Consider the following 22,638-nt stretch of genomic DNA (forward strand, 5'->3'; position numbering starts at 1 on the left):
GGGGCACGGAGAGTACCGAGTGTGAGTCAAAACGAACCAGCGGAATCCATGCGTGCGCGCATACGGGCGGGGGACCGGGCGGCATTCGCCGAGCTCTACGACCAGTACGCGCGGGCGGTCTACAACCATGCCCTGCGGCTGACCGGCAACTGGTCACAGGCCGAGGAGGTCATGTCCGAGACGTTCCTCGCCGCCTGGCGCGGCCGGGAGCGGGTCGAGCCGGAGGGCGGGGTGCTGGGGCCCTGGCTGCTCGGCATCGCCACGCACAAGGCGCGCAACGCCAACCGGAGCCTGCGCCGGCGGCTCGCCTTCCTCGCGCGCAGCCCGCAGCCGCGTCCCGTCGAGGACTTCGCGGAGGAGACCGCGGGGCGGATCGACGACGCCCGCCGCCTCGCGCTGGTCCATCAGGCACTGGGCCGGCTGCGCCGCCAGGAGCGTGAGGTGTTCGCGCTGTGCGTGTCGGCCGGACTCGACTACCGGCAGGCCGCGGAGACGCTCGGGATCCCCGTCGGCACCGTACGGTCGCGGCTCTCGCGTGCCCGGGCCCGGCTCGCCCGGCTCAGCTCCGAACAGGCCGGCGCGAGGACGGAACCTCCCGGTCCCCGAGGAGAGGTGGAGAGTGAGGCCGCGTTCGCGGCCCTGTTCCTGAAGGAGGAGACCCGATGAACGCCGACCGCCGATCGACCGAGGACGCGCTGGAGTTGCTGTCCGCGCCGGCCGAATGGGACCTCCCGCCGGAGCGACACCTCCACCACAAGGACGTCCTGATGCAGCAGATCGACCACGACCTCGGCCATGCTCCCGCCCCAGTCCGAGTCCAGGGACCGCGCCGCAGGCTGACGCGCCGTCCGGCCATCCTGGTGCCCCTCGCCTCCATGGCGCTGGCCGCAGCACTGGCCGTCACCCTAACCGTCACCGGCCACGACCCCGCGCCGACGGACCGGGCGGCTGCCGGCGGCACCCGCGCCCAGAGCGCCTCCGTCACCCTGAACCGGATCGCGGTCGCCGCCATGGCCAGTGACGTCACGCCGGTCAGGGACGACCAGTTCGTGTACGTCAGGAGCCTGACGGTGTCGAACAAGGGGACGTTCGAAGGACCCGTGGAACTCGGCGCCCCGCACACCGTGGAGACATGGACCTCGCAGGACCCGAGGCCCCGCAAGACTCTCGGCTGGATGCGCGAGTCCGGCAAGGACGCCGTGATGCCCGACGAGACGATCCCCATCCAGTCCACCGACGCGGTCCCGGCAGGCATCGACCACCCCACGTACACCTGGCTGGCCTCACTGCCGACCGATCCCGACGCCCTGCTCACCCGGCTGCGCCATGACGTCCGCGTGTTCGACGGGGAGTCCAGGGAACAGGCCGTCTTCTCCCTGATCGGCGACCTGCTGAGCGAGACGCTCATGCCACCGCGGAACACGGCCGCCCTGTACAAGGCGGCCGCGAAGATACCGGGCGTCAAGGAGATCCCGGACGCCGTCGACGTGGCCGGCCGGCACGGGATCGCCATCACACGCGAGGACCCCTCCTCCGCCACACGCGACGAATGGATCTTCGACAAGCACAGCCTGGCATTCCTCGGCGCGCGCGGCTTCATCACCCACGACCGGCAGAAGGGCATCACGTCCGACACCCTGATGGGCAGCACGGCCGTACTGCAGCGCGCCGTGGTCGACCGGCCCGGCGAGACGGCCGCTGCGGGAGCCGAGAGCTGAGCCGCAGGGGGTGACGCACGGGGGCTGGGCCGGCCCACTCGGTCCACCCCGATCCATCCGGGTCCGCCCCCTGCCTCCGACATCGCGCGAGGCGCCCGGTCTTCGGGCCGGGGTGTAGTCGGGCCGGGGCGAATCCCCTCCATGGCCTGCGCCGACGTCAGCGGTGGACTTCGGGAACGGTGGGATGATCGTGTCCTGTCCAGTCCGGTACGCGGGGCGATGCCCCGTGTACCGGATCGCCGGATGACCGACGAGGAAGACGAAGGATCGATGACGCTGAACGTGGGCCGACGGGTGCGGCTGGCGACGGATCTCCGGCTGGCCGGGTCCGTGACCCCGGCCGGGGAGGAGCCCCTGGAGGAGACGGGCGCCTTCGCCGCCTCCCTGGCCCTGGCCGCGGGCATCGAGGGAACCGTCGAGCGTGTGGACGAGCACCACCGTCAGGAGAGCCACGAGGTCCGCGAGTACCAGCGCCTCAAGTCGCTCCTCGACGACTTCGGCCACCAGATGCCGCCGGCGAGCAGAACGCAACTGGAGGAGCAGGTGGGGGCCTTGGAAGAGCAGTGGGCCGCCTACCAACGGCAGAAGCTCCGCGTCACGGTCCGCGTCCGCCTCGACAACGGATTCGTCCTCGACGACGCCCCCGAGGCGTTTTTCACCTCGGCCTGACCGGCCGGAGGCGCCCGCTTCCCAGGTGCCGTCCTGTCAGCCGGGCGGGACGCGCCACCTCATCGAGCTCGGCGCGCCGCCGGCGTACTTCTCCTGTCTGCCGCTGGCCTCGCAGATGGTTAGGCGTGACTGCAGTTGGGCCGACACGTGATGGGCCGAGGATCTCGTCGACCGTGGAATGTCCAGCCTGGTCGAGTCCTTGATCCGGCTCCACCGATGAGTTCTTGCGGGCTGCCGGGTCTGTACGGACATGACTGCTGAGAACATGCCGCCGGTCGTCTCCCGCCGGGAGTGGCTGGCCGCCGTCGACACCCTGCGTGTCCGGGAGAAGGCACACACCCGGGAGGGCGACGCGATCGCTGCCACACGGCGGCGGCTGCCCATGACCGAGGTGGACCCCTCGACTCCGCTCGCAGGAAGCAACGGAACCGTCCCCCTGATCGACGTCTTCGAGGGCCGCGCCCAGTTGTTCGTGTCGTATCACATGTGGCACGACGGCCACACCGCCGCAAACCAGTGCGAGGGTTGTACCTTCTTCACCGGCCAGGTCCGCGAACTGGCCTATCTGCATCAGCGTGACGTCACCTTCGCCGTCTTCTGTCAAGGCCCCTACGAGGAATCCGACCGCTACCGCCGCTTCATGGGCTGGAGCATGCCCTGGTACTCCGTCCCCGCCGAGTCACACGAACGGCTCCTCGCCGGCCGCCACTTCGGGATGAAGGCGAGTTACCTCCGCGACGGGGACCGCGTCTACGAGACGTACTGGACCACCGGCCGCGGCGTCGAACCCATGGCCCCGTCCTACGGCATCCTCGACATGACCGTCTACGGACGGCAGGAGAACTGGGAGGACTCCCCGTCGGGCTGGCCGCAGCCGTACGCGACCCTCGGTCAGCAGTTCCGCAAGGACGGACGGCCGACCGCGCAATGGGCACGGATTGCCGCCGGTCACGACGACGGCCTCGACGGCGGACGGCCCGACACAGGCGCCTCAGGCTGTTGCTCGTGAACCGGTGCCGACGGCCATCGCTGCGGCGGCGTGGTCACATGCCTTGGGAGGACTCCCGCTACCGCCCTCGCGTGTAGCGCGGAGCCGGGCGGGCTACGTCGCGCAGCTACCGGCAGAGCCCCAGCGCAGGAACGTGCTGGATCCCGCATCGTCGACGACCGTGACCGCGTACTGCGCGTACCGCCATTCCTTGCGGGCCCGGGATTCCGCGAGGACCGTCTGGCAGGCCGTGTCGGCTGCGAGCGCGGCCCACCGGTCTCGGGTCGCCTCGTCCCAGGCGGGCTTGTCGGCCCAGACGTACATCACGGCCTCGTCGCGGGCGAAGCCGATGGACATGTTGTCGTCGTCGAGCCAGTTGGGATCGCTGATGATGCGGGAGTTGCCCTGCCACTCGGAGATGATGCTGTCGACCGTCTGCCCGGCGACGCGGATCTCCTCCTTGTCCGTGCTGGGGATCCGCGCCTGCTCCAGTCCGGCCTCGGTGGGCTGCCAATCCGCGTCCTGGCCCGCGGCGGAGGGAGCGCTCCGGTTCTGGACGGATGTGTCGCACGAGGTGTTGGTGCGGAAGTCGTCCTCCCACACGATGCCCGGGCCTTCCGTACGGGCGGTGTCCACGACGATGTAGTCGTCGTAGGGGAAGTCGGGGTAGGACTTGACGAGGTCCCGCAGGCCCAGGCACACGGTCGAGGCGACTTCCTGCACCGCCACCGGGGTCAACTCCTGGCCGCTCGTCGCGACGTACACCTCCCCCCTTCGTCGGTGGAAGGTGATGGCACGGTCGAAGTGGGGATAGGCGACGGGATCCAGCCAGGCCCCCGTCCCCATCGCCCCGAAGGCGTCGTTCTCGGCAGGAGTCCTGGCCTGCCGCGATTCCCTCCACGCCGTGAGGGAGGCCTCGCCCGGATCGCCTGTTGCCGTAGCGGCGGGGCTGTGGCTTCGGGCCGCGCTCTGTACGCCGTTCGTCGCGTCCGCGGTCGGGCTGGACAGCGACGAGGGGCCGCCTGCGGAACTCTGCGTCCCGGGGTTGCCGCTTGCCTGGAACGTCTGGAAGAGGAGAGTGCCCGCAAGTGCCCCGCTCAGGGCGGCGGCTCCGACGACAACGGCGATCGTACGGACCCTGCGCCGTCCGGCGGGAGCCCGCCAGGCCGGGTCGTCCAGGGCGGGCAGGTCCCACTGGGCTGTCACCAGGTCGTTCACGGCGGTCGGGATGTTGGTGGCCGGGTGCAGGGCCCGGGTCGTCTGGGTGGCGAGCAGCGCTGTGCACTCCTCGGCGAGTGCCGCGGCGGAGGGACGGTCGTCGGGTGCTTTGGCCAGTGCCGACGTCACGAGCGCCAAGAGGTCGTCGGGCATGCCGACGGTGTCGGGCTCGCCGGATATCACGCGGTAGGCGACCGCGTCGGGAGCTCCGGTGCCGAAGGGCAGACGTCCGGTGGCCGCGTAGGCGATCAGGGCTCCCCAGGCGAAGATGTCGCCGGCGGGGCCCGTGATCCCGGTGCGGTAGGCCTCGGGGCTGATCCAGCCGGTGGTGCCGGTCATGACGCCGGTGCGGGTCACCGAGGTGCCGTCCAGGGCATGGGCGATGCCGAAGTCCAGCACGCGGGGTCCGGAGGGGGCGAGGATGACATTGGCCGGCTTGACGTCGCGGTGGGCCACCCCGGCCGCGTGAACGGCTGCCAGCGCGGCCGCGGTTCCGGCCGCGAGGGCGTACAGTTCGGCTCCGCCGAGCGGGCCGTTGACGGTGACGTACTGGCCGAGGGTGGGGCCCGGGATGTACTCGGTGGCAAGCCACGGGGCGGCGGCATCGGTGTCCGCCGCGAGCAGCGGCACCAGACAGGGACCGGCGACCCGCCGGGTCACCTCGACCTCCCGCCGGAACCGGGCGCGGAACTCGTCGTCGTCGGCCTGTGCGGGATGGATGAGCTTGACAGCCACCCGGAGTCCTTGGGGATCCAGGGCCGCGTGGACCGTGCCCATGCCACCCGAGCCGAGTCGCCCGATGATCCGGTAAGGGCCGATACGGGCCGGGTCACCTGGCCGTGCTGGGTGGACACGCGTGGGCAACGAGGACTCCCGGAAACAAGTTGGAACAGACCGTGCTGGCAGGTCCGTAACCTTCCCATGCCGCGATTCCGGGCGACAGCCCTGTCTCGGGTCAGGAAACGCCGGAGCGCCGACTGCCCGGGCCCGCGCAAACCCTGCCTTCACCCGGCAGGGTCGATCACCACGCCCCAAGCGTCGCCGGGCGGCGGCGGTCTCGCGAGCGTGGTGGTGATTTAACATGATCGGGACGTATGTGCGTACGAGTGCCGGGGGGTACGGCGTGGCCGTCTACGAACTCGAGAACCGCTTGGTCGTCGGTATCGCCTCCAGCGCCCTGTTCGACCTGGCGGAGTCGGACGCCGTCTTCCGTGAACAGGGAGAGGAGGCCTTCCGCGCCTACCAGGAGGAGCACCTGGACGAGACGCTGGACAAAGGGGTGGCCTTCCCCTTCATCCGCAGGCTGCTGTCCCTGAACGACCTCTCGCCCGATGACCCTCTGGTCGAGGTCATCATCCTGTCCCGCAACGATCCCGACACCGGGTTGCGGGTCATGCGGTCCATCCAGTCCCACGAACTGTCCATCAGCCGGGCCATCTTCATGCAGGGCCGGTCGCCGTACCACTTCATGCCCGCCCTGAACATGTCCCTGTTCCTGTCAGCGAACGAGGACGACGTCCGCGAGGCCGTCGGGCTCGGGCTGCCCGCCGGCCGCGTGCTCGGCCCGGCCGTGGCCGACGAGGGCGATGACCAGGATCTGCGGATCGCCTTCGACTTCGACGGAGTTCTCGCCGACGACGCCTCCGAGCAGGTCTACCAGGCCCGCGGCATCGACGACTTCCGCTTCCACGAGTCGGCGAACGCCGCCACCCCGCACGACCCGGGTCCCCTGCGTGACTTCCTCGCGGGCGTCAACCGGCTCCAGCGGCGTGAGGAAGAACGACGGGCGCAGGACGCCGACTACAAGATCCGCGTCCACGTCTCCCTCGTCACCGCCCGTAGCGCACCAACTCACGAACGCCCGGTGCGCAGCCTGAAGGACTGGGGCGTGGCCGTCAACGACGCCTTCTTCCTCGGCGGCATAGACAAGAGCACGATCATGGAGGTCCTCAAGCCTCACATCTTCTTCGACGACCAGGTCGGCCACCTGACCGGCACCTCCCGCAGCACGCCCAGCGTCCACATCCCCTTCGGGAAGCTGAACGAACCGGACCACCCGGAGACGGGCCAAGCGCGGCGATGATGCAAGCTCGGCGTCTCGACGTCGACGCGGGGGAGTGGCACGGCGGCCCGGGAGGCGTGCCCTACCCCCGGCGACAGAGGGAAGCCGACACGGGAGTCTCAGTCACCCAGGCCGGTGTGTCCGGTGTTCGGCTTCAGTGACGTGATCAAGAGCGAAAGGACGCCTGTAACGGCCAGGCTCCCTATCACGACCAGGCCCACGCCGACGGCGAAGAGCCCGCTGCTGTCGTCCGACCAGTCGAGCCAGGCCGCGACGGCCAGTCCGGCAGTGGTGCCGACCACCGCGGCCGACACGTACGCGCGGGAAGCGGCCCAGTACACGGGCACCAGGAGGGTCAGCACCAGCCCGATGACCTGCCACGCCTCGTAGGGGCCGGTCGTCGAGCCGTCGGCGTGCACGTCGCGCTGCTGGTCCCAGCCCAGCCAGCCGGCCCATGCCGCCGTCGCCAGCCCGGCCAGCACGAGCGCCGCCAGGGTCCCGGGGATACGATTCCGCGCTTCTCTGTTCATGGCCCCAGCCTTGTCGATCCACCTGAACACGCATCAGGGTCCGGATACTCATCTCCACCCGAGTAGAAACGCCGACCGGTACTTACGAGGAGCGCGGGATCACAGGGCTGACGGCCCCGGCGCCTCGACGGCAGGCCCCTCGACGAGATCCGGCAGCAGCCCGCGCAGCGCCTCGCGCTGGGCGGGCCCCATGAAGCGACCGAGCGCGTCGGTGACCGTCTCGGCGAGCGAACCGGAAGCTTCCTGCAGGAGGCTGCGCGCCTGCTCGGTGAGCGCGACCTGGACCCCGCGCTTGTCGCCGCACACCGACTGACGGGTGATCAGGCCGGAATGCTGGAGACAGGCGATCTGGTACGTGAGCCGGGTCTTGGGCCGGCCCAGGAGCTCCGCGACCTGGGTCATGCGCAGACCCTCCTCGGGCTGCGCGGCGAGCAGGCACAGGATCAGGAACTCGTCGTGAGAGACGCCGAGCCTCTCCTTCACGACGGCGCGCAGCCGCTGCTCTACGGCGCCCGTGGCCGCCAGCAGCAGCATCCAGGCGTGCAGCTCGGCGGGCAGCAGGCCGCCCCCCTGAGCGGACGGGCAGCCGGGCGGGCCCGCAGGGTCCTTGTCGAGGTCGGCCATGGGATCGAGTGTACCTGTTGTCCAATTTTGAAGGACGAAGGTTGTCCAAATTTGAATGATGGGCTAGCGTCGCTCATACAAATTTGGACAACTGATTCGAGAGGGGCAGTCATGACCGCCGTCGTGAAAACCGGACTCTGGCAGCTCGACACCACCGCCTCCACCGTCGCCATACGCCACAAGACGATGTGGGGCCTGGTCACCGTCAAGGGCACCTTCGGCGTGGTCGGCGGCCAGGGCGAGGTCCGGCCCGACGGGTCCGCCGTCGGCACCCTGACCCTCGACGCCGCCTCGCTGGACACCGCGAGCGCCAAGCGCGACGAACACCTGCGGTCCGCCGACTTCTTCGATGTCGAACACCACCCCGAGATCACCATCGCGGTCCGCAGCGACGAACCCCGCGACGGCGACACGGCGCGGTTCGAGGGGGAGTTGACCGTTCGAGGCATCAGCAGGCCGCAGTCCTTCACCGCCCGCGTGGCCGAGGCGAGCGCCGGAGAGGTCACGCTGGAAACCGAGTTCACCGTGGACCGGGAGTCGTTCGGCATCGGATGGAACCAGTTGGGCATGATGCGGGGCCTGGCCACGGCCACGGCGAGCCTGCGTTTCGTCCGCGTCGACGCCTGACGCTGAACGCCTGATGCTGAACGCGTGACGCTTGACGTGATGCCTGATGGCTGACGGCCCGGCAGGGCTGCTTCTCGCGCGCGCACGCTGATCGCGTCGGGTGAGGGCCGCTCAGGCCGAGCCGTGGACCGGGCTTCGGTGTGAACCGGACGCCGGGCCGAGGGGCAAGGTCGCGTGCACGGTCTTCCCGCCGAGCGCGGGGACTGTCTTGATTCTTCCTCCGAGGCCCTCGATGAGGAGGAGCCCGAAGCCGCCGCGCTCTCCCGGGGTACCGGATCGGTCCAGAAGCATCTCGCCGTGGTCGGCGACGGCGACGTCCAGACGGCCTCCGTGCCAGGTGAGCTGGAGGGTGCAGGGCTCGTGCGTGTGCCGGACGGCGTTGGTGACCAGTTCGGACACGACGAGCACCGCATTGCCCATGCGGGAGGCCGGAACCCCTCGCGCGGCCAGCCATCGGGCGGTGATCTGCCGCGCCACCCGCGGGGTGTGCAGTCCGTAGGGCAGGGCGACGGTCAGCTGATGGCCCGTAACAAGGCTGTGGTTGACGTCGGTTGGGGGTGCCGGAGCCGGCGTGGTGACGGTCATGGCCGGTGCCTCCTCTCTGGAGGGGCGTGTTGTGGCTCTGTCGGTGATCCGGAGCCGTGGCCCTCCTGGATGGCGAGAAAAACGTGTGAAAAGTAAACATTGCTGTCTAATCATCTTTCTTCCTCCTCAAGTCATCCGGCGGTGCTGTCGCTTCGAATGCCCTGTGACACACGAGGCGATGGATCATCGCCTTTCCTTCGGAGGAGGATTCTCGATGAGAGCACTCACTCACGTTCAGCGCCTGATGGCCGGAGCCGCGGCGACCGGTCTGCTGGCGGGCGGTGCGGCACTGGGCATGGCGGGAACCGCGTCGGCGGCACCCGTTTCCGCGCCGGCCGTCACGGCCGGACAGCACAGTGATCATGGCGGACACCAGTGGCACAAGGGCCACTGGGAGAAGAAGTGGGTCAAGGGCCACTGGGAGAAGAAGTGGACCAACCACATGTCGTGGCACAACGGCTACCGCGACCACCACGGCACCTGGCACCACAGCTACTGGGACCACGGCTACAAGTGGGTCTACGTTCCCGGCCACTGGGACTGGTTCTGGAGTGATGGCTACTGGGACTGACCTCTGTCCTTGAGCTTCCCCTGTCACCCGCCGGATTTCGCTGACGGCGGGTGACAGGCTTGAGGTCGTCGCCGCCGAACAAGCCGGCCTCGGGCGGACGGGGCTTCTCTCCCGTCTGGACACCACGTTCGACTCCTGACGCGGTGTCGGCCACCGCCCGAACCTCTCCTGGTGTCACGTGGTGATGAGGAGCAGTTCGGCGTTGCGGTCGCCTGGTGTGCCCGCCCACCCCGCGTGGACTCCGCCCGCCATGCCTTCGGCGAGCCCGGGGGCGTTGTACGCGAGTTCCCGGTAGAGGGAGGCCAGACCGGTCGCCGAGAGGTCGGAGAAGTCGGGGGAGGTGCGGTGCGGGGCGGCGGACTCGATGAGCGTGGTGAACAGGGAGACTGTGCCGTCGCCGTTGTCGGTGAGTTCCAGTACGCGTGCGTGGTGCGGGTAGTCCACGTGGGAGGCCGTGTTGACCTCCCAGAAGGAACGGGCAGGCACGGGATGCGCGTGCGGAGTGACGCGGTTGACGTGGCTGTGACCGTTGATCCACGCCAGGACGTTCGGGAAGCGGGAGAGCAGGGCGATGACCTCGGCGCCGTCGTGCCGGGGTTCGTCGCTGCGGGCGGCGTCCGGGCGGCGGGTCATGCTCGGACTGTGGTGGTGGCTGAACACCAGGATGTGGGCGTCGTCGGCACCGGGACGGCGGACGAGGCGACCGTCGGTGTCGTAGGAGCGTGAACTGTGTGCGGCCAGGGTCCGCTCCAGCCAGCGCAGTTGCCGGGTGCCGAGCGATCCCTCGTAATGGCCGCTTCGGTACGTGGTGTCGATGCTCATGCCGACGACGTTCTCGGCGATCCGGAACGTGTAGTAGAGGCGGTCGTCGTCCAGATGGTCCGGTGTGAAGCCGTGGCCGAGGGGGCCTGGGCCGGTGTGCGACGGGTCGAGGTGGGCGGTCAGGTAGTCGCGCGGTGTGCACAGCCGACGCCGCTCGTCAGGCGTGACCTGCCGTGCGTCCGCCGCGTGCCGGCGCAGGATCGCGGTGAGTACCTCGCTCTTCGGGTCGTCGCCCGACCGCAGCGCCTTCGCGTAGGCCGCGGCGTCCGTGTCGGACACCGAGAGCAGCTTGCGGGAGCCGGTCGCGATGTCTCCGAAGGCCGGTGAGAGGCATCCGCCGGGCAGCGCGTCGTGATTGCCGGCCGTCGAGTACCAGGGGATAGGCAGCCCGGGGCTGGTCACCGGCCGGGTCGCCGCGGTGAGGAAGCCGGGGATCGACGGCAGTCCGCGCCGCTTGTCCAGGTCACGCAGAGAGGCGTCCTCCGGGTGCCAGTAGAGGGGCAGGCCGGAGTTCTGGACGCCTTCGTACGCTGTCGGGTCACCGGTCGTGGGCGTGATCCGGCCGCCGTTCATCAGCGTGAGGAACCACTCCAGCTCGATCGCCGCGTTGTTGTCGAGGTTGTCCCCGGTCGTCATCACGAACGCGGGCGGCAGTCCGGAGTGAGGGCCAGCGTGCAGAGCGTTCACCTGCCGTACGAGCGCCACCGCGCCCGCCGACGTCAGCGCCTCCTGCGGGCGCCAGGCGCTGTCGGACCTCGCCCGCAGGAACTCGGTCCGCAGCGGGTTCTGCACGTCGGTGAGGTGCAGGTCGGTGAACTGGACGAAGCAGGCCAGCGGAGTACGCCGGTCGGCCCGCCCGGGACGGGCGGGGGTCAGTTCCTCGCGTACGACGAGCGGCCAGCCGGGACCGGACACCAGCCGCCGGTAGCCGCCCGTGCGGGCAGGTCCGGCCAGGCGGGCCGTCGTCTCCAGCGTGGTGAACGCGGCGGGCTGTGGAGCCTGCGTCGGCAGGGCGGCATGGGCGGGCCGAGGAGCGGACGGCTGGACCCGCTGCCGGGGCAGCACGACACCCGCCACCGCGGCCGCGCCCACCGCGAGAGCGGCGCCCGACCCCAGAAGCAGACGGCGGCGGTCGATCGTGGACGCGGGTTCGGTCCCGGCCATGGGAAGCCCTCCGGAGTCGCCGAGTGACACTGAACGGAACCACTCATTCAGGTCCTGCGAGCCCGGCGCATGGCGCGACCGTGAACGGCACGTGATGGCTGGACGAAGCCGACGCCTAGGGCGATGACGGCGGTGACGCGCTCGTTATCGTGCGGGCAGGTCGGGCGAGCCGAACACGGTGGTCCACCGGCGGGCGAGGACCGCGTTCTCCTGGGGTGTCAGGAACTCGGGCGCTCCGAGTGCCAGCGCGGCCGCGTACGCCGCGCCGAAGGCCCGCAGCCAGGCCGGGTCGCTGAGCACCTCGACGTCGTCTTCCTCGTCCCGGCCGAACAAGTGCGGGCCCACCCGGTGGGCGGCCTCCATGACTGCGTCGTCGAGAGCCGTGAGGGCACATCCGACCGGAGAGCCGGTGCGGCTGTCCCGCGACCAGCGAGCCCACAGCGTTCGTGTCAGAGGCCCCTCGTCTTCGTCCGGCAGCGCGGCAAGGGCATCGACCTGGGCTCCGGTGAGCGCTCGCGTCCGAGTGATCACCCACTCCACGACGTCCCCGTGAGGACCGGCGACCAGCCAAGAGGGCACCTGCTCCACCACCGTGAAGGCCCGGCAGCGCACCCACCTGTGGAGCGGTGTCGGCCGCACCGGTTCGAGATCGGCCACGCGCCACAGGCTGGACGGCCACACCAGGACATCAGTGGCGATCTCGTCCACCACCAGCCCGTCGTCGCCGACCGACTGCCGGTCCACCCGTCGCCCCGTACGGCGCGCACGAGCAGCCGACAGTTTGTCGGGAGCGAAAGCTACGCGCGCCCCGGGAGCCGGCTCCGGCTCACCGTAGAAGGACTCGGCGTCGTACAGGGCGAAGAACGGCACGCGGCCACAGTAGGCACCCCGACACAGCGGCCGCCTCCGATTTACCAAGCGTCGAGCCGGAGCCGCCGGGCATGCTCCGCCCCGGACCAGGATCGCGCTCCTGCACCGGTACCGCTAAGGGCGGAAGGAAGCGGCGTTGCGTCGCGTCTCCGTGAGGTGCACGTCGATGCACCGCGTGAGAGCGAGCGCGTCCTGCGGCTCATCGGCCTGGAACGTGAGGCGGCGCAGCAGGCTGACCTCGTCGAGCGCTACGCCCTCGCGGGCCAGGACGAAGAGGAGGGCGAGGAAGGCGGACCGGGCGTTGCCGTCGTCGAAGGGATGGAAGAAGCACACGTCGAGATAGGCGCGTGCGGCGCGGGCGGTGAGGGGGATGGGCCGCTCGGCGGTGTGCGCGCTCTCGGCCAGACACGCGTCGAGGCGGGCTCGGGTGTCCGGGCCGATGCCGTACCGTTCCCGGCCCCTCTTGGCGAAGGCGGGCAGGTCGCGGAACGCCGGCGGCTGACGTGTGCCCAGGACGTGCTGCTGCCAGTGGCGGAGCCGCTCGAAGTCGAGGCCGGCGCCGCGCGCCGCGTCGGCCCGCACCAGTTCCAGGGCGGTCAGCAGGCCTTGTGCGCGGGCGGGATCCAAGGCGCCGTCGAAGGCGCGTATGTCCTCCGCCGCGCCGTCGCGCGACGGGACCACCGGTTCCTCCCGGCCGTCTTCGGGAACCTCCGGCCAGGGAACGCTCTCGCGCACCGTGAGCCAGCGCTCGAGGTGGTCCGGCGCCGGCCCGGTGGATCGTGCGGCGTCGTCCGGCCGCACGGACAGAGCGAGGCGCTCCGCGACATCCTCGACCAGCTCCGGGGCAGGGCCCGTCCAGCTCGCGAACCGTCCGCCGATCGCCTCGTCGACCAGATCCTGTGCCGGGCCGGGAGCGACACCCCCCCGGCTGAGGAACCAGGTGAGCACTTGACCGCAGTGTCCGTGCCAGCCGCTGCCGCAGCCGGTCCGGTCGGTCACCTGCAGGATCAGGTTCCGGGCGGCACGTTCCCACAAGATCCGCTGATCCTCGACCTCGGCCAGGTCCAACGGGTACGCGTCGAACCACCCGGCGAGGCTCTCCAGCCACTCGCGCCACTCGCACAGCGCGGCGACGACACGGGCGACCGTCTCCTCGGGTGTGGTGATCGAGTCCCTCGGGCAGCACCAGTTCCCGATCGGTCCTCCGTCGAAGTCGCCTTCGTCGTGCGCCCAGCGCCAGCCCGCGGTCCAGCGGCCGTAGTGTTCGGCGAGGGCGTGTGACATGGCGTCTGCCCAGGGCCCTCCCTCGTCCGAGCTCCAGGCATGCATCGCCGGATCGCCCAAAGGGATGTCGGGACGGCTGGGTACCCTCCGCGCAGGTCCGAGGGACCGCACCACGTGCGGCGCCGCCTCCCTGTCGAAGGGATGGCGAACGGGATCCACATCGCCCCAGGTCAGAAGACGGGGGGCCGGCTCGACAATCACCGGGCAAGCCTGTCACGTCCACCCGGCTGTGGTTCAAGGGGATGACCGGGGCGGTTGACCGCTCGGTCGACGGTGGCGCGTTTCCTACGAATCGGTTTCGATTTCGGCCGGTGATGGGGCACTGTACGCAGTCGGGCAATCATGTGAACATGCGCCGGCCGCTCCACCCCCGCACCCCCGAGTGGTTCACGGCCGACGATTCGACCCTGAACGTCGCGCTCGTGTACCCGATGCAAGGTCCTGCCGGCATCTTCGGTCCCGGAGCACGGGTTGCTTCCTGGAATCCGTGTCCATCGGTATCTCGCCGAGGCGCTGGTGGCAGTGTCCGGCACCGCCCCCGCGCCACGGCTCTGTACCGGTTCGGCGAAGGACGAGGCCGATGCGGCCGACGCCCTGCGCGCGGAGGTCTTCGGGCTGCCGGCCCAGGTCCGTCACCGAGACGTTGATGGAAGCCGTTTGCATCGGCGCCGACGGAGCAATCGATGAGCCTGACTTCGAAGGCTGGACTGCGAATAGGGTGACGCGCGTGCGTCCCGCTCCACTCCCTTGCAACAGGCTTCCCCACGAAAGGGGACAAGCGCCGACCCGGCGAAAAAGTCGCTGTCGTTCACGGCGTCCAGCTCTTGTCCGCCCACGTTTCGCGGGTTGTGCACCAACGCGAACAGGTGGACACCTGGCGGGATCGCCCCGTGCACCCGCACAATTGGGAGCGGCCTCGGTGTCCGCGCACGCCGTCCGTAAACTCGCCGAATCAGGGCAGCGTCACCTGGCCAGGTTCTTGCATCGTGTGAACAGGCGCGCCAACTCTCATACCTACGAGGGCATTTCAAACGGATCGCGAGGCTGGGAAACGGTACCGCATCACGGACGTGATGGCGGGTACTCGTGCATGAGCCCTTACCGGGCATCCATAGGAGGCTGAAGCAGCCATGGTGACCCACTCCCTGGAGCGCGGCGTGCTGGTCCTGACCCTGGACGACGCCCCAGGCTCGCAGGATGAGGACGACATCCCCGGGCGCATAAGCGATCTCGTCCATGCTCATGACCCGAGGCCTGTCGTCATCGTTCTCGGCGGCAACCCGCCCGCCGCGGCGACCAGTGCGGTGCTGCGTGCTCACCGCATGTGCGGCGACCTCGGCGTGCCGATGTCCGTGGCCACCCACAGCGCACCCGTTCGGCGCAGGCTTCAGACCCAGGCCCCGGTCCTGGGTGCGCGTCTGGTCGTCCATGCCCGCACGGATACCGCCATCGCCACAGCCGTCACCATCGCCTGACCGGGGAACGCCCAGTCATGGTCACGGCTCCCAGCCGTCTCGCCGCTAGAGCGCAGGACAAGAGCACCTGCCCTCCCGTCCTGGCTCGCTCGAACACGGGGCGAGGGATGGGGGCATGGGCGAGGGCCCGCGCCCGGGCACCAGGTGCCAGGGTGACGTTTGGACCCAGGGCTGTTCATCGGCGTGTCCTTGGTGCGGGTTTTGTCAGGTCTGCTCTGTTGTGGAACCCCCCGTGACGTGGAGGTGGCAGGTCAGGCCGAGTGGGTGGAGCGGTCCCAGACGCGGTGCCGGTCCAGTAGGGCGATGAGCTGTTCCAGCGCGGCGGCGGCCGTGTCAGTGGTCACCGCGCCGGGCGCCTTTCCGTGGCGGTGGACCTCCATGACCATGAGCAGCAGGCGCGGGTCACGGCCCCCGTGGCCACTGCGACGTCGTCACTGCCTTGGCTTCCCGGGCTCTGTAGGCGTCCGCACCGAACCGGGGGCGGCCTGCTGCAGCAGGATCGCGCAGGCCTCGTCCACCGCGATGCGCAGATCCTCGATCTCGTCGAGGGTGAAGTCCAACCGGGCCGCCGGCCCGGCCGTGGCCGTGCGCAGTACCGATAGGTAGGCGTCCGCGGGCGGCAGCCGAACTTCCGTCAAGGAGCGCGACGAGGAGCGGCCGGTGACCGGAACGGTGAGCAGTAAAGGCGAAAGCCCCCCGATTGCGGAGATCGGGGGACTTCACTCCAAGCGGGTCGGTCCGGTGGACGGGGGTGGGCCGGCCGGCTCCTTGGTGCCCGGTGTCCGCTTTACGCGGCCGGGTCCAGTTCGGCTCGGCCGAACAGCAGGGCGTAGCCGGTGGGGAGCTGGTGGAGCATGCGGGTGATGAGACTGGGGCCGGCGTGGGCGGTCACGGCGGCGAAGACGGATCCGGTGTCCCAGCGAGTGGTGGCCAGCGAGGTGCCGGAGCGGGCGGCGAGGTCCTTGACGAAGGCCCAGCCGGTCAGCGGTCGGGGACCTGGGCGGTCAGGACACGTGCGGCCTCCAGGGGCAGGCAGGCGGCCAGGTCGACGCGTTCCTCGCCGGTCAGCTGGCGTCCCAGCCCCGCAAGGACTTGGCGGACGGCTTCGTCTGCGCGCTCGCGGGTCGGGTAGGCGCCTTCGTAGCGGACCTTCTCCAGCATCTGCTCATACGCCGTCCCGTACGGCTGCTGGTGCTCAAGCGGTACGCGCACGTCGGTGATCACTGCGGTGCATGCCTCTCGTCAAGTCAGGGTTGGGTGGTGCCGGTGCGCGGCACCGGTGGTCAGATGGGTAGAGGGTGGCCGAAGAGCAGGTCGTAGCCTGCGGGGAGCTGGAGCAGGATCTCGTTGAGAAGGTCGTCGCCGGCGGTGTCGGCCACCGTGGACAGCACGGCACTGACGTCCCAGGTCGCGGTCTGCTCGGTGGCGCCCTCGATCCATGCCGCGGTCGCCCGCACGAACCGCTCCGTCGGCAGTGGTTCGGCGCTTTGCAGCGGGTTGAGCAGGATAAGGGCGAATTCCTCAGGAAGGCGTGCCGCGAGCCTGGCGCGGACTTCACCGACCAGATGCGCGCCGAGCAGGGCGAGTACCACGCGGGACGCGCGTTCGGCTTCCTCTACAGTGCCGTACCCGCCGCGTTCTTTGACGTGGTCGAGGAAGGCTTCGCGTCGCAGAGTCATCTCGGTCGCCATCCCTTCTTGTTCTCAACCTGTCCGCGAGGTGCGGAGGGCGGGACGAAGGGGAGATCAGGTGCCCGCTCCCCGCACCCGTTCGTGTCAGCCGGAGATCTCCTTGCGGCCGGCCCCGACGCCGATGGAGATCTTGCGGGGTTTGGCGCGCTCGGCGATCGGGATGCGCAGGGTGAGCACGCCGGCGTCGTAGTCGGCCTTGATGTGATCGGTGTCGAGGGTGTCGGCGAGCACGATCTGGCGGGAGAAGGCGCCCAGCGGCCGTTCGGACAGTTCCATCTGCACGTCGTCGGCCTTTGTCATCGGCCGCCGCTCGGCCTTGACGGTCAGCATGTTCCGCTCGACGTCGATGTCGATCGTGTCCGCGGTGACACCGGGGAGATCGAAGGCCACCACGTACTCGTCGCCGTCGCGGTAGGCGTCCATCGGCATCGCCGACGGCTTCGACCAGGGGCCCGGGCCCATCATCTGCTGCGTCAGCCGGTCCAGCTCACGGAAGGGGTCAGTGCGCATCAACATCGTGAAAACACCTCCAGCAGGTTCAGGCAGTTACTGCCAATGCGCCTCACTGACACCGTTGTAACATGTCATCCAATGGATGACAAACGCATTGTCATCGGCTCGATGACAATCTCCGGCAGGTGTCCCGGGACCCGGCCGACCAGCCGTCCACGACCGGCACCGGTGAACTCCACCCGGCCCTCGTCCACGACAGATCCCGCCGACCTCATCGCACCCTCGACCGCTGCCCGTCCCACTACTGCCTCTCCGGTCCCCATCGCCGTTTCCAGCAGCGGCAGGATGACGTGAGCCGGCCCGCCCCCCCCGGTCAGGGAGAGTGATGCGGACCGGCCCACGCGTCTCGCCGTGCCGCGCAGCGAGTACATCCTGGGCCCGCCGCCCAGGATCTTCTTCCACGGCCCCCACAGCCGCAGCGCATGAGTAGCCACCTTCCTGTTGCCGAAACCCTGCTGTGCGGCGCTGTCTCGCGACCGGCAGCATCCGGGGCAGGTGAGGCACTCACAACAGCGGCTTCCGGCCGGGCCCGATCGCTTCGCGGCCCGCGAAGGAGCGCACCGGGGAGCGCGGATCACGATTCAACCCTGGCCCGGATCGGTGGCAAGTGAACCGATTGCGCGGGCGTGACGGCGGCGCGCAGAGGGTCCGCTCCCTTCGTGGCTCAAACCGTCGCACGTGGTGATGGTTGGGAAGCGGGAGTAAGGGGCGTCCGTCCCCGACATTCTTCGGAGTGCGCCCGGAGCATTCATCGCGGCTTGCCCTGAACCTGCCCGTTCAGGAGTGGCCGCACGTGCCGAACGAAACCACCGCCAGTCGACGGCCCGCTCAGGCCGACCCCCGCCCACTTCGCGCAGGCTTCCGCCCTGGTCACGGAGGAGATGCTGGCCGACGCGGTCGTCTGCGGCGACGGCAGGGGCGCACATCTGGACGCTGTCACGGACTTCGCCGACGCCGGCTTCGATGAGGTCCATGTCCACCAGATCGGGCCCGACCAGGAAGGCTTCTTCGACTTCTACCGCGCGCAGATCCCCCTTCGGCTGCAGTGATCCGGCCGCCTGGGCCGGCACTGGTGTATGCCGCCCCACCGATCAAGTGGCATGGCGAGCAGGGCCTGGGGCTCCGGAGTCGGTGTAGAGGACTCGGGGACCATCGCTATCAGGGTGACTAGCGATGCTCCTGGCACACCCTGTGGTACTGACGCGCTTGATCGAGCGGTGCGAAACGCTGCGGATTCTGCGTGCCGAAAACGGCGGCAGCCCCGAGGTGCGTCGGCGTATGGACGGCATCGCCTACACGCTGTGCGTGTCGACCGGCCCCCGTGACATCGACACGGCTCTCATCGCCGCCCGCCGCCGGCTGCCCGGCGCACGCCCATATGAAGTCTCCCTCGTCACACTCTGACTCTTCCCGCGTTTGAATTGCCGGATTCACGCGCTCGACGCCGGGCTCCCTCTGCGTCCCATCACCAAGCCAGCAGGATTGAACGGGCTGCCCTGAGAGAACCCTCCCCAGATGGGAGCGAGCCTCTAGTCCATCAGGGCGCCACCATGCCGACGTACCTCACCCCTGCCCAGGCGCCGCTCACCAGACGCGGGAACGGCGTTCGGAACTGGGGACGCAGTCACCGAGTCAGGCCGGGTGCTATGCCGTGTTAAGCATGACCGTGGCGATGATGCGTTTGCCGGGCGGGGTCGCATCGACAGTGACGGTCTTGGCGAGGGCGGTGACGATCTCCAACCCGTGCTGTCCAATTCGCCTGGGGTCGGGGGCTTTCACGGCGGGCGGCTGGGGGTTGCTGTCCCACAGTTCGATGCGCAGGGCATTGCTGGCGACTTGCATCTCCAGGAGGGCCGGGCCGGGAGCGTACTTGCGAGCGTTGGTGACCAGTTCGCTCACGATCAACTGGACGATCTCCACCGTCGAGTCTGCCACCGGAATGCTGTGCACTTCACGCACGGTGGAGAGGAAGGACACGGCGAGGTGGCGAGCCTGCGCAATGCGGGTGCCGTCTACATCCAGGGGCAGTGAGGCCCTCATCGGCGAAGGCGCCGCCACCTGGTCGCCCTCGGTGTCCTCGGATGAATGCCCCATCTTGGCCCGCTTCCCTGTTTTCGTCGCCTAACCCGCCCGGAATCGCCCTTCACTGTCCGGCACGTTACCTGTGACACAGTCACGGAGACGCATCGTCCCTATGATGTGGTTCTTGAGGGGCCTTCACATCGAGGGCGATGACTGGGCGACGACATTCGTTGAGGGCACGTGGCAGACATCCACCATCCGGCAGGGCAGACTGCTCGCCCGTCGATCACACAGACCACCGTCGGTGAGGTCCGCGTCTTGGCCGTGGCCGGCGAACTCGATGCCGACAACGTCGGCGCACTGCGCCAAGCGCTGCGCATCGAGGAGGACAGCACGTTCGCCCTGACGGTGCTGGACATGGGCGCCGTCACTTTCATGGACTCCAGTGCCATCAACGTCCTGGTCGCGGCGAAGCGTGACGCCGATGCGGCGGGTGGTCAGCTTCGCATGGCGGCTTTGAGTGAGCCGGCCCGAAGAGTCGTCGAAATCGTCGGCCTCGACACGATCATCGCCTGTCATCCCACCCTCGCAGAGGCTTTCACGATCTGACAGGCCCCCGAGCGTCGGGCACCGTCGAGCCGGCCCTGACCGTGAGCACTCGCCCGGCACCGGCCGGAACCGTCTCGCGACGGGCCGCTGCGTCTCATCTCGGCAAGGTGAACTGGTGCACAGAGGGCTGTCATCGACGAGCTTCCGCAGTCCGGGACTGCTGCATATCCGCGCTCGCGCTCGATAGCGGCTGGGCTTGTGGAGTCGGCCTCTATGAGGGACGGAGCGCGGGCCGCCGCCTCGGACTGGAGGACAGGCGATCTATGCGGCGCGACTTCAGGGCGCTGTTCGCGGCATGCCAACTCTCACGGCCGTCGAGTCGTACAACTCCGTCTGCCGCGTCGCGCTTCGCCGCGTGCCCGTCAGGGGAGAGGGGTTCCGCCGGTGGCGCGATCTCCCCGGTGATGTAGCCGGCTTGGGGGGGAGGCGAGGAAGACGTAGGCGGGAGCCATCTCGGCCGGCTGGGCCGGCCGGCCCAGCGGTGACTGCTCGCCGCACGTGGTGGTGTCGGGCATCGTGGCGGGGATCAGCGGTGTCCAGACCGGGCCGGGAGCGACGGCGTTGGCGTGGCCACGCGACCGAAGCGTCGGGGGTACGCAGGGCACTCGTCACGCTCGACTGCCTTCTCGTGACTTGGGGATTCGGACGGTCGACGGAGCCACCGTTTCGCGCCGGGTACCCGTCTGCGCGGGCGGCAAAGGTGAGTCTTTGCGCCGTGTCGCATCGTGGGCAGTCTCGAGATGCTGCCGCGGACCCGCGCGGAGTCGAGGCCGAGGCGGCAGCGCTCGGGGATCTCAGCCGTGGCGGGCGCTTCAGCGTCTCCCGGCCCTCCGTGCCCGGTTTGGACGGCGACCCCGAGATTCCGCTGCCGGTACGCGCACCGGCTGAGGAAGCCGCCGCCGTGCAGGTAGTAGAGCACCGGCCGCGACGCGGGCCGGACGTGACAAGGGTGGCCCGCGTCTGCTCGGTCAACTGCTGATGTACCCCCTGCTCGGCCGCCGCGACAACAGTGCCTCGGCCGTGCAGATGGACGGGATCGAATTCTGGGAACCGCGGCTACAACGGGTTCGGCTGGGCCTCACTGTTGGGCGGTGCCTGCGGCGGAGCGGACCGCAGTACCCTGCACCTGTCGGATCAGCTCTCGCGTTCGCGTTCGCCGCTGCGGACGCTGATCTTCCGGGGCTTGGCCCGTTCCGCGATCGGGATGCGCAGGGTCAGGACGCCGGCTTCGTAGTCCGCGGAGATGTTCTCGGTGTCGAGGGTGTCGGCCAGGACGAGCTGCCGGGAAGACGCCCAAAGGCCGTTCGGACAGCTCGGTCTGGGCGTTCTCGGAACGTGGCAGCGGGCGGCGCTCCGCATTGACGGTGAGCATGTTCCCTTCGACGTGGATGTCGAGCGCGTCAGGGGCGATGCCCGGCAGGTCGAAGGCGATGACGTACTGGTCGCCGTCGCGGTAGGCGTCCATCGGCGTCGCGGAGGGGCGGGACCATGTTCCGGACCCATCAAGTGCTGGGCCAGGCTGTCGAGTTCGGGGAACGGGTCGGTGCGCATCAATACGGTGGACACCTCCAGATGAGTTCAGGCAGTTGCTGGCAATGCGTTTCACTTGATTCCGTCGTACTATGTCATCCAAACGACGACAAGCGTACATGTCATCCAGTAGACGACATGTACGTCAAGGGTAGCGGAGAAGCGCAATGAGCGACGGCGAAGTCCCGGCACCGACCTCCTTCGAAGCGACAGCTCTCGCACTCGAAGCCATCGCACAGGCCATGCGGACCGCACGGGCCGCCGAGGACGCCTCCACCGACGACCCTGAAAAGGCCATAGCGGCCCTCCTGCTCCTGCGTCAGGTACGCGAGCAACTCGTCCTGTGGGAACCCGCACTCATCGAGACGGCCCGGCAGTCGGGGGCCAGTTGGGCCGACCTGGCGCACCCGCTCGGTGTCGCCAGCCGGCAAGCCGCCGAGCGACGCTACCTGCGGCTACGCCCCGGAACAGACGGCACTACCAAGGAACAGCGTGTGCAGGCCACTCGCGACCAGCGCGCGGCCGACCGCTCCGTCGTGACCTGGGCCCACGACCGTGCCGCCGCGCTGCGCCAGCTCGCGGGAACCATCACCGCCCTGCCGGACCTTCCGCCCGCGGCCGCCGGCGCCCTCACCGCCCTGCAGGCCGCGCTCGGCGACAGCGATCCCTCCCAACTCCTGGGCCCCCTCTCGGACGCGGGCCCTCATCTGCGCCCGGCTCATCCCGAACTCGCCGACCGCGTCACCGACATCGGCCGCCAGGCCCGCGAAATGCGCGAGAACGAACACCGCCAACGCTCCTCGAACCGGCAGTGACAGCGATCGGAGGCCTGGTCGTCCAGGAGAAGCCCCCGCGGACGTGGGAGAGCATGAAGGAACGCCGGGCTAGCGGCGGCGCCGCATGGTTGGGGCCGGCCTGCGGTTGGGCCGCGGTGGCGGTCGCGCCAGGGGTAGCTGGCGGTTACGGGCCGGGCGGCGGCCACGGCGTCGGGGTAGCCGCTCCAGCGGTTCAGCGAACCCTCCGGGACCGCAGCGGGCCGCCAGACAGCGACGGTGGAGTCGTCCGG

Annotated in this window: 22 protein-coding genes and 4 pseudogenes; 12 read left to right on the plus strand and 14 right to left on the minus strand. The window is 69.5% G+C overall.

All coding sequences use genetic code 11. The features are described from left to right. The first annotated feature begins 48 nt into the window (after positions 1 to 48). From ACFRIC_RS16190 to ACFRIC_RS16205, 4 genes are all read left to right on the plus strand, one after another. Positions 49 to 666 (plus strand): RNA polymerase sigma factor, encoded by a 618-nt coding sequence (locus tag ACFRIC_RS16190; protein WP_382785412.1) that lies wholly within the window; start codon positions 49 to 51, stop codon positions 664 to 666. Continuing rightward, a complete protein-coding gene (locus ACFRIC_RS16195; protein WP_382785417.1) occupies positions 663 to 1,718 on the plus strand; it encodes a CU044_5270 family protein in 1,056 nt (351 codons plus the stop codon). The genes ACFRIC_RS16190 and ACFRIC_RS16195 overlap by 4 nt, the downstream gene beginning before the upstream one ends. Before the next feature lie 243 nt (positions 1,719 to 1,961). Next, positions 1,962 to 2,387, plus strand: coding sequence for a hypothetical protein (locus tag ACFRIC_RS16200; RefSeq protein ID WP_382785423.1), 426 nt, complete (start codon positions 1,962 to 1,964; stop codon positions 2,385 to 2,387). 250 nt (positions 2,388 to 2,637) lie between these two features. Further along, on the plus strand, positions 2,638 to 3,396 hold the full coding sequence (locus ACFRIC_RS16205; RefSeq protein ID WP_382785426.1) for a DUF899 family protein: 759 nt from the start codon (positions 2,638 to 2,640) through the stop codon (positions 3,394 to 3,396). Between the two features lie 93 nt (positions 3,397 to 3,489). On the opposite strand, the gene ACFRIC_RS16210 is transcribed toward ACFRIC_RS16205, so the two are convergent. After that, complete coding sequence (locus ACFRIC_RS16210) at positions 3,490 to 5,457, minus strand: serine/threonine protein kinase (protein WP_382785429.1); 1,968 nt, start codon at positions 5,455 to 5,457, stop codon at positions 3,490 to 3,492. Positions 5,458 to 5,674: 217 nt separating this feature from the next. On the opposite strand from ACFRIC_RS16210, the gene ACFRIC_RS16215 reads away from it, so the two are divergent. Next, a complete protein-coding gene (locus tag ACFRIC_RS16215) occupies positions 5,675 to 6,676 on the plus strand; it encodes a 5'-nucleotidase (protein WP_382785431.1) in 1,002 nt (333 codons plus the stop codon). Between the two features lie 98 nt (positions 6,677 to 6,774). On the opposite strand, the gene ACFRIC_RS16220 is transcribed toward ACFRIC_RS16215, so the two are convergent. Both ACFRIC_RS16220 and ACFRIC_RS16225 read right to left on the minus strand, forming a co-directional pair. Beyond that, positions 6,775 to 7,185, minus strand: a complete 411-nt coding sequence (locus ACFRIC_RS16220; RefSeq protein ID WP_382785434.1) for a hypothetical protein — start codon at positions 7,183 to 7,185, stop codon at positions 6,775 to 6,777. Between the two features lie 99 nt (positions 7,186 to 7,284). Further along, on the minus strand, positions 7,285 to 7,809 hold the full coding sequence (locus ACFRIC_RS16225; RefSeq protein ID WP_382785437.1) for a MarR family winged helix-turn-helix transcriptional regulator: 525 nt from the start codon (positions 7,807 to 7,809) through the stop codon (positions 7,285 to 7,287). A gap of 111 nt (positions 7,810 to 7,920) precedes the next feature. On the opposite strand from ACFRIC_RS16225, the gene ACFRIC_RS16230 reads away from it, so the two are divergent. Beyond that, positions 7,921 to 8,436 (plus strand): YceI family protein, encoded by a 516-nt coding sequence (locus tag ACFRIC_RS16230; RefSeq protein ID WP_382785440.1) that lies wholly within the window; start codon positions 7,921 to 7,923, stop codon positions 8,434 to 8,436. 111 nt (positions 8,437 to 8,547) lie between these two features. On the opposite strand, the gene ACFRIC_RS16235 is transcribed toward ACFRIC_RS16230, so the two are convergent. Continuing rightward, positions 8,548 to 9,021 (minus strand): ATP-binding protein, encoded by a 474-nt coding sequence (locus ACFRIC_RS16235; protein WP_382785446.1) that lies wholly within the window; start codon positions 9,019 to 9,021, stop codon positions 8,548 to 8,550. A 214-nt stretch (positions 9,022 to 9,235) separates the two neighbouring features. Between ACFRIC_RS16235 and ACFRIC_RS16240 the strand changes: the two genes are divergently transcribed. Beyond that, positions 9,236 to 9,592: a hypothetical protein gene (locus ACFRIC_RS16240; protein WP_382785449.1), complete on the plus strand. Its 357-nt coding sequence runs from the start codon at positions 9,236 to 9,238 to the stop codon at positions 9,590 to 9,592. Between the two features lie 174 nt (positions 9,593 to 9,766). Here the strand turns inward: ACFRIC_RS16240 and ACFRIC_RS16245 are convergent, their stop codons facing one another. The 3 genes from ACFRIC_RS16245 to ACFRIC_RS16255 form a co-directional block, all read right to left on the minus strand. Further along, positions 9,767 to 11,578, minus strand: a complete 1,812-nt coding sequence (locus ACFRIC_RS16245) for a TIGR03767 family metallophosphoesterase (protein ID WP_382785452.1) — start codon at positions 11,576 to 11,578, stop codon at positions 9,767 to 9,769. A 144-nt stretch (positions 11,579 to 11,722) separates the two neighbouring features. Beyond that, on the minus strand, positions 11,723 to 12,448 hold the full coding sequence (locus tag ACFRIC_RS16250; RefSeq protein WP_382785455.1) for a hypothetical protein: 726 nt from the start codon (positions 12,446 to 12,448) through the stop codon (positions 11,723 to 11,725). 114 nt (positions 12,449 to 12,562) lie between these two features. Then, the gene (locus ACFRIC_RS16255; RefSeq protein WP_382785933.1) at positions 12,563 to 13,891 is read right to left on the minus strand and encodes a Fic family protein; all 1,329 of its coding nucleotides are present in this window, start codon (positions 13,889 to 13,891) and stop codon (positions 12,563 to 12,565) included. A 971-nt stretch (positions 13,892 to 14,862) separates the two neighbouring features. Between ACFRIC_RS16255 and ACFRIC_RS16260 the strand changes: the two genes are divergently transcribed. After that, entirely contained in the window at positions 14,863 to 15,207 is a 345-nt protein-coding gene (locus ACFRIC_RS16260) for a hypothetical protein (RefSeq protein WP_382785458.1), read from the plus strand. Between the two features lie 467 nt (positions 15,208 to 15,674). Here ACFRIC_RS16260 and ACFRIC_RS16265 read toward each other — a convergent pair. From ACFRIC_RS16265 to ACFRIC_RS16280, 4 genes and pseudogenes are all read right to left on the minus strand, one after another. Beyond that, a pseudogene (locus ACFRIC_RS16265) lies at positions 15,675 to 15,845 on the minus strand (anti-sigma regulatory factor); the annotation flags it as partial. Between the two features lie 149 nt (positions 15,846 to 15,994). Continuing rightward, positions 15,995 to 16,431 (minus strand): annotated as a pseudogene (locus tag ACFRIC_RS16270) (DUF2267 domain-containing protein). Positions 16,432 to 16,490: 59 nt separating this feature from the next. Continuing rightward, positions 16,491 to 16,886, minus strand: coding sequence for a DUF2267 domain-containing protein (locus ACFRIC_RS16275; RefSeq protein WP_382785461.1), 396 nt, complete (start codon positions 16,884 to 16,886; stop codon positions 16,491 to 16,493). Between the two features lie 96 nt (positions 16,887 to 16,982). Then, positions 16,983 to 17,414 (minus strand): Hsp20/alpha crystallin family protein, encoded by a 432-nt coding sequence (locus ACFRIC_RS16280; protein ID WP_382785464.1) that lies wholly within the window; start codon positions 17,412 to 17,414, stop codon positions 16,983 to 16,985. An 878-nt stretch (positions 17,415 to 18,292) separates the two neighbouring features. On the opposite strand from ACFRIC_RS16280, the gene ACFRIC_RS16285 reads away from it, so the two are divergent. Both ACFRIC_RS16285 and ACFRIC_RS16290 read left to right on the plus strand, forming a co-directional pair. Then, the gene (locus tag ACFRIC_RS16285; RefSeq protein ID WP_382785467.1) at positions 18,293 to 18,460 is read left to right on the plus strand and encodes a hypothetical protein; all 168 of its coding nucleotides are present in this window, start codon (positions 18,293 to 18,295) and stop codon (positions 18,458 to 18,460) included. A 124-nt stretch (positions 18,461 to 18,584) separates the two neighbouring features. Beyond that, positions 18,585 to 18,815, plus strand: a complete 231-nt coding sequence (locus tag ACFRIC_RS16290) for a DUF5133 domain-containing protein (RefSeq protein ID WP_382785470.1) — start codon at positions 18,585 to 18,587, stop codon at positions 18,813 to 18,815. A gap of 240 nt (positions 18,816 to 19,055) precedes the next feature. On the opposite strand, the gene ACFRIC_RS16295 is transcribed toward ACFRIC_RS16290, so the two are convergent. Continuing rightward, positions 19,056 to 19,505: an ATP-binding protein gene (locus tag ACFRIC_RS16295; protein WP_382785473.1), complete on the minus strand. Its 450-nt coding sequence runs from the start codon at positions 19,503 to 19,505 to the stop codon at positions 19,056 to 19,058. A gap of 168 nt (positions 19,506 to 19,673) precedes the next feature. Between ACFRIC_RS16295 and ACFRIC_RS16300 the strand changes: the two genes are divergently transcribed. After that, a complete protein-coding gene (locus ACFRIC_RS16300; protein ID WP_382785476.1) occupies positions 19,674 to 20,042 on the plus strand; it encodes an STAS domain-containing protein in 369 nt (122 codons plus the stop codon). A 362-nt stretch (positions 20,043 to 20,404) separates the two neighbouring features. Here the strand turns inward: ACFRIC_RS16300 and ACFRIC_RS16305 are convergent. Both ACFRIC_RS16305 and ACFRIC_RS16310 read right to left on the minus strand, forming a co-directional pair. Continuing rightward, positions 20,405 to 20,605 (minus strand): annotated as a pseudogene (locus ACFRIC_RS16305) (SDR family oxidoreductase); the annotation flags it as partial. Positions 20,606 to 21,176: 571 nt separating this feature from the next. After that, positions 21,177 to 21,593, minus strand: a pseudogene (locus ACFRIC_RS16310) (Hsp20/alpha crystallin family protein). A 146-nt stretch (positions 21,594 to 21,739) separates the two neighbouring features. Between ACFRIC_RS16310 and ACFRIC_RS16315 the strand changes: the two are divergent. After that, a complete protein-coding gene (locus ACFRIC_RS16315) occupies positions 21,740 to 22,387 on the plus strand; it encodes a type III effector protein (protein ID WP_382785478.1) in 648 nt (215 codons plus the stop codon). The last annotated feature ends 251 nt before the right edge of the window (positions 22,388 to 22,638 follow it).

It is taken from the genome of Streptomyces sp. NPDC056738, assembly GCF_042790435.1.
In the GTDB taxonomy this organism is placed as follows: domain Bacteria; phylum Actinomycetota; class Actinomycetes; order Streptomycetales; family Streptomycetaceae; genus Streptomyces.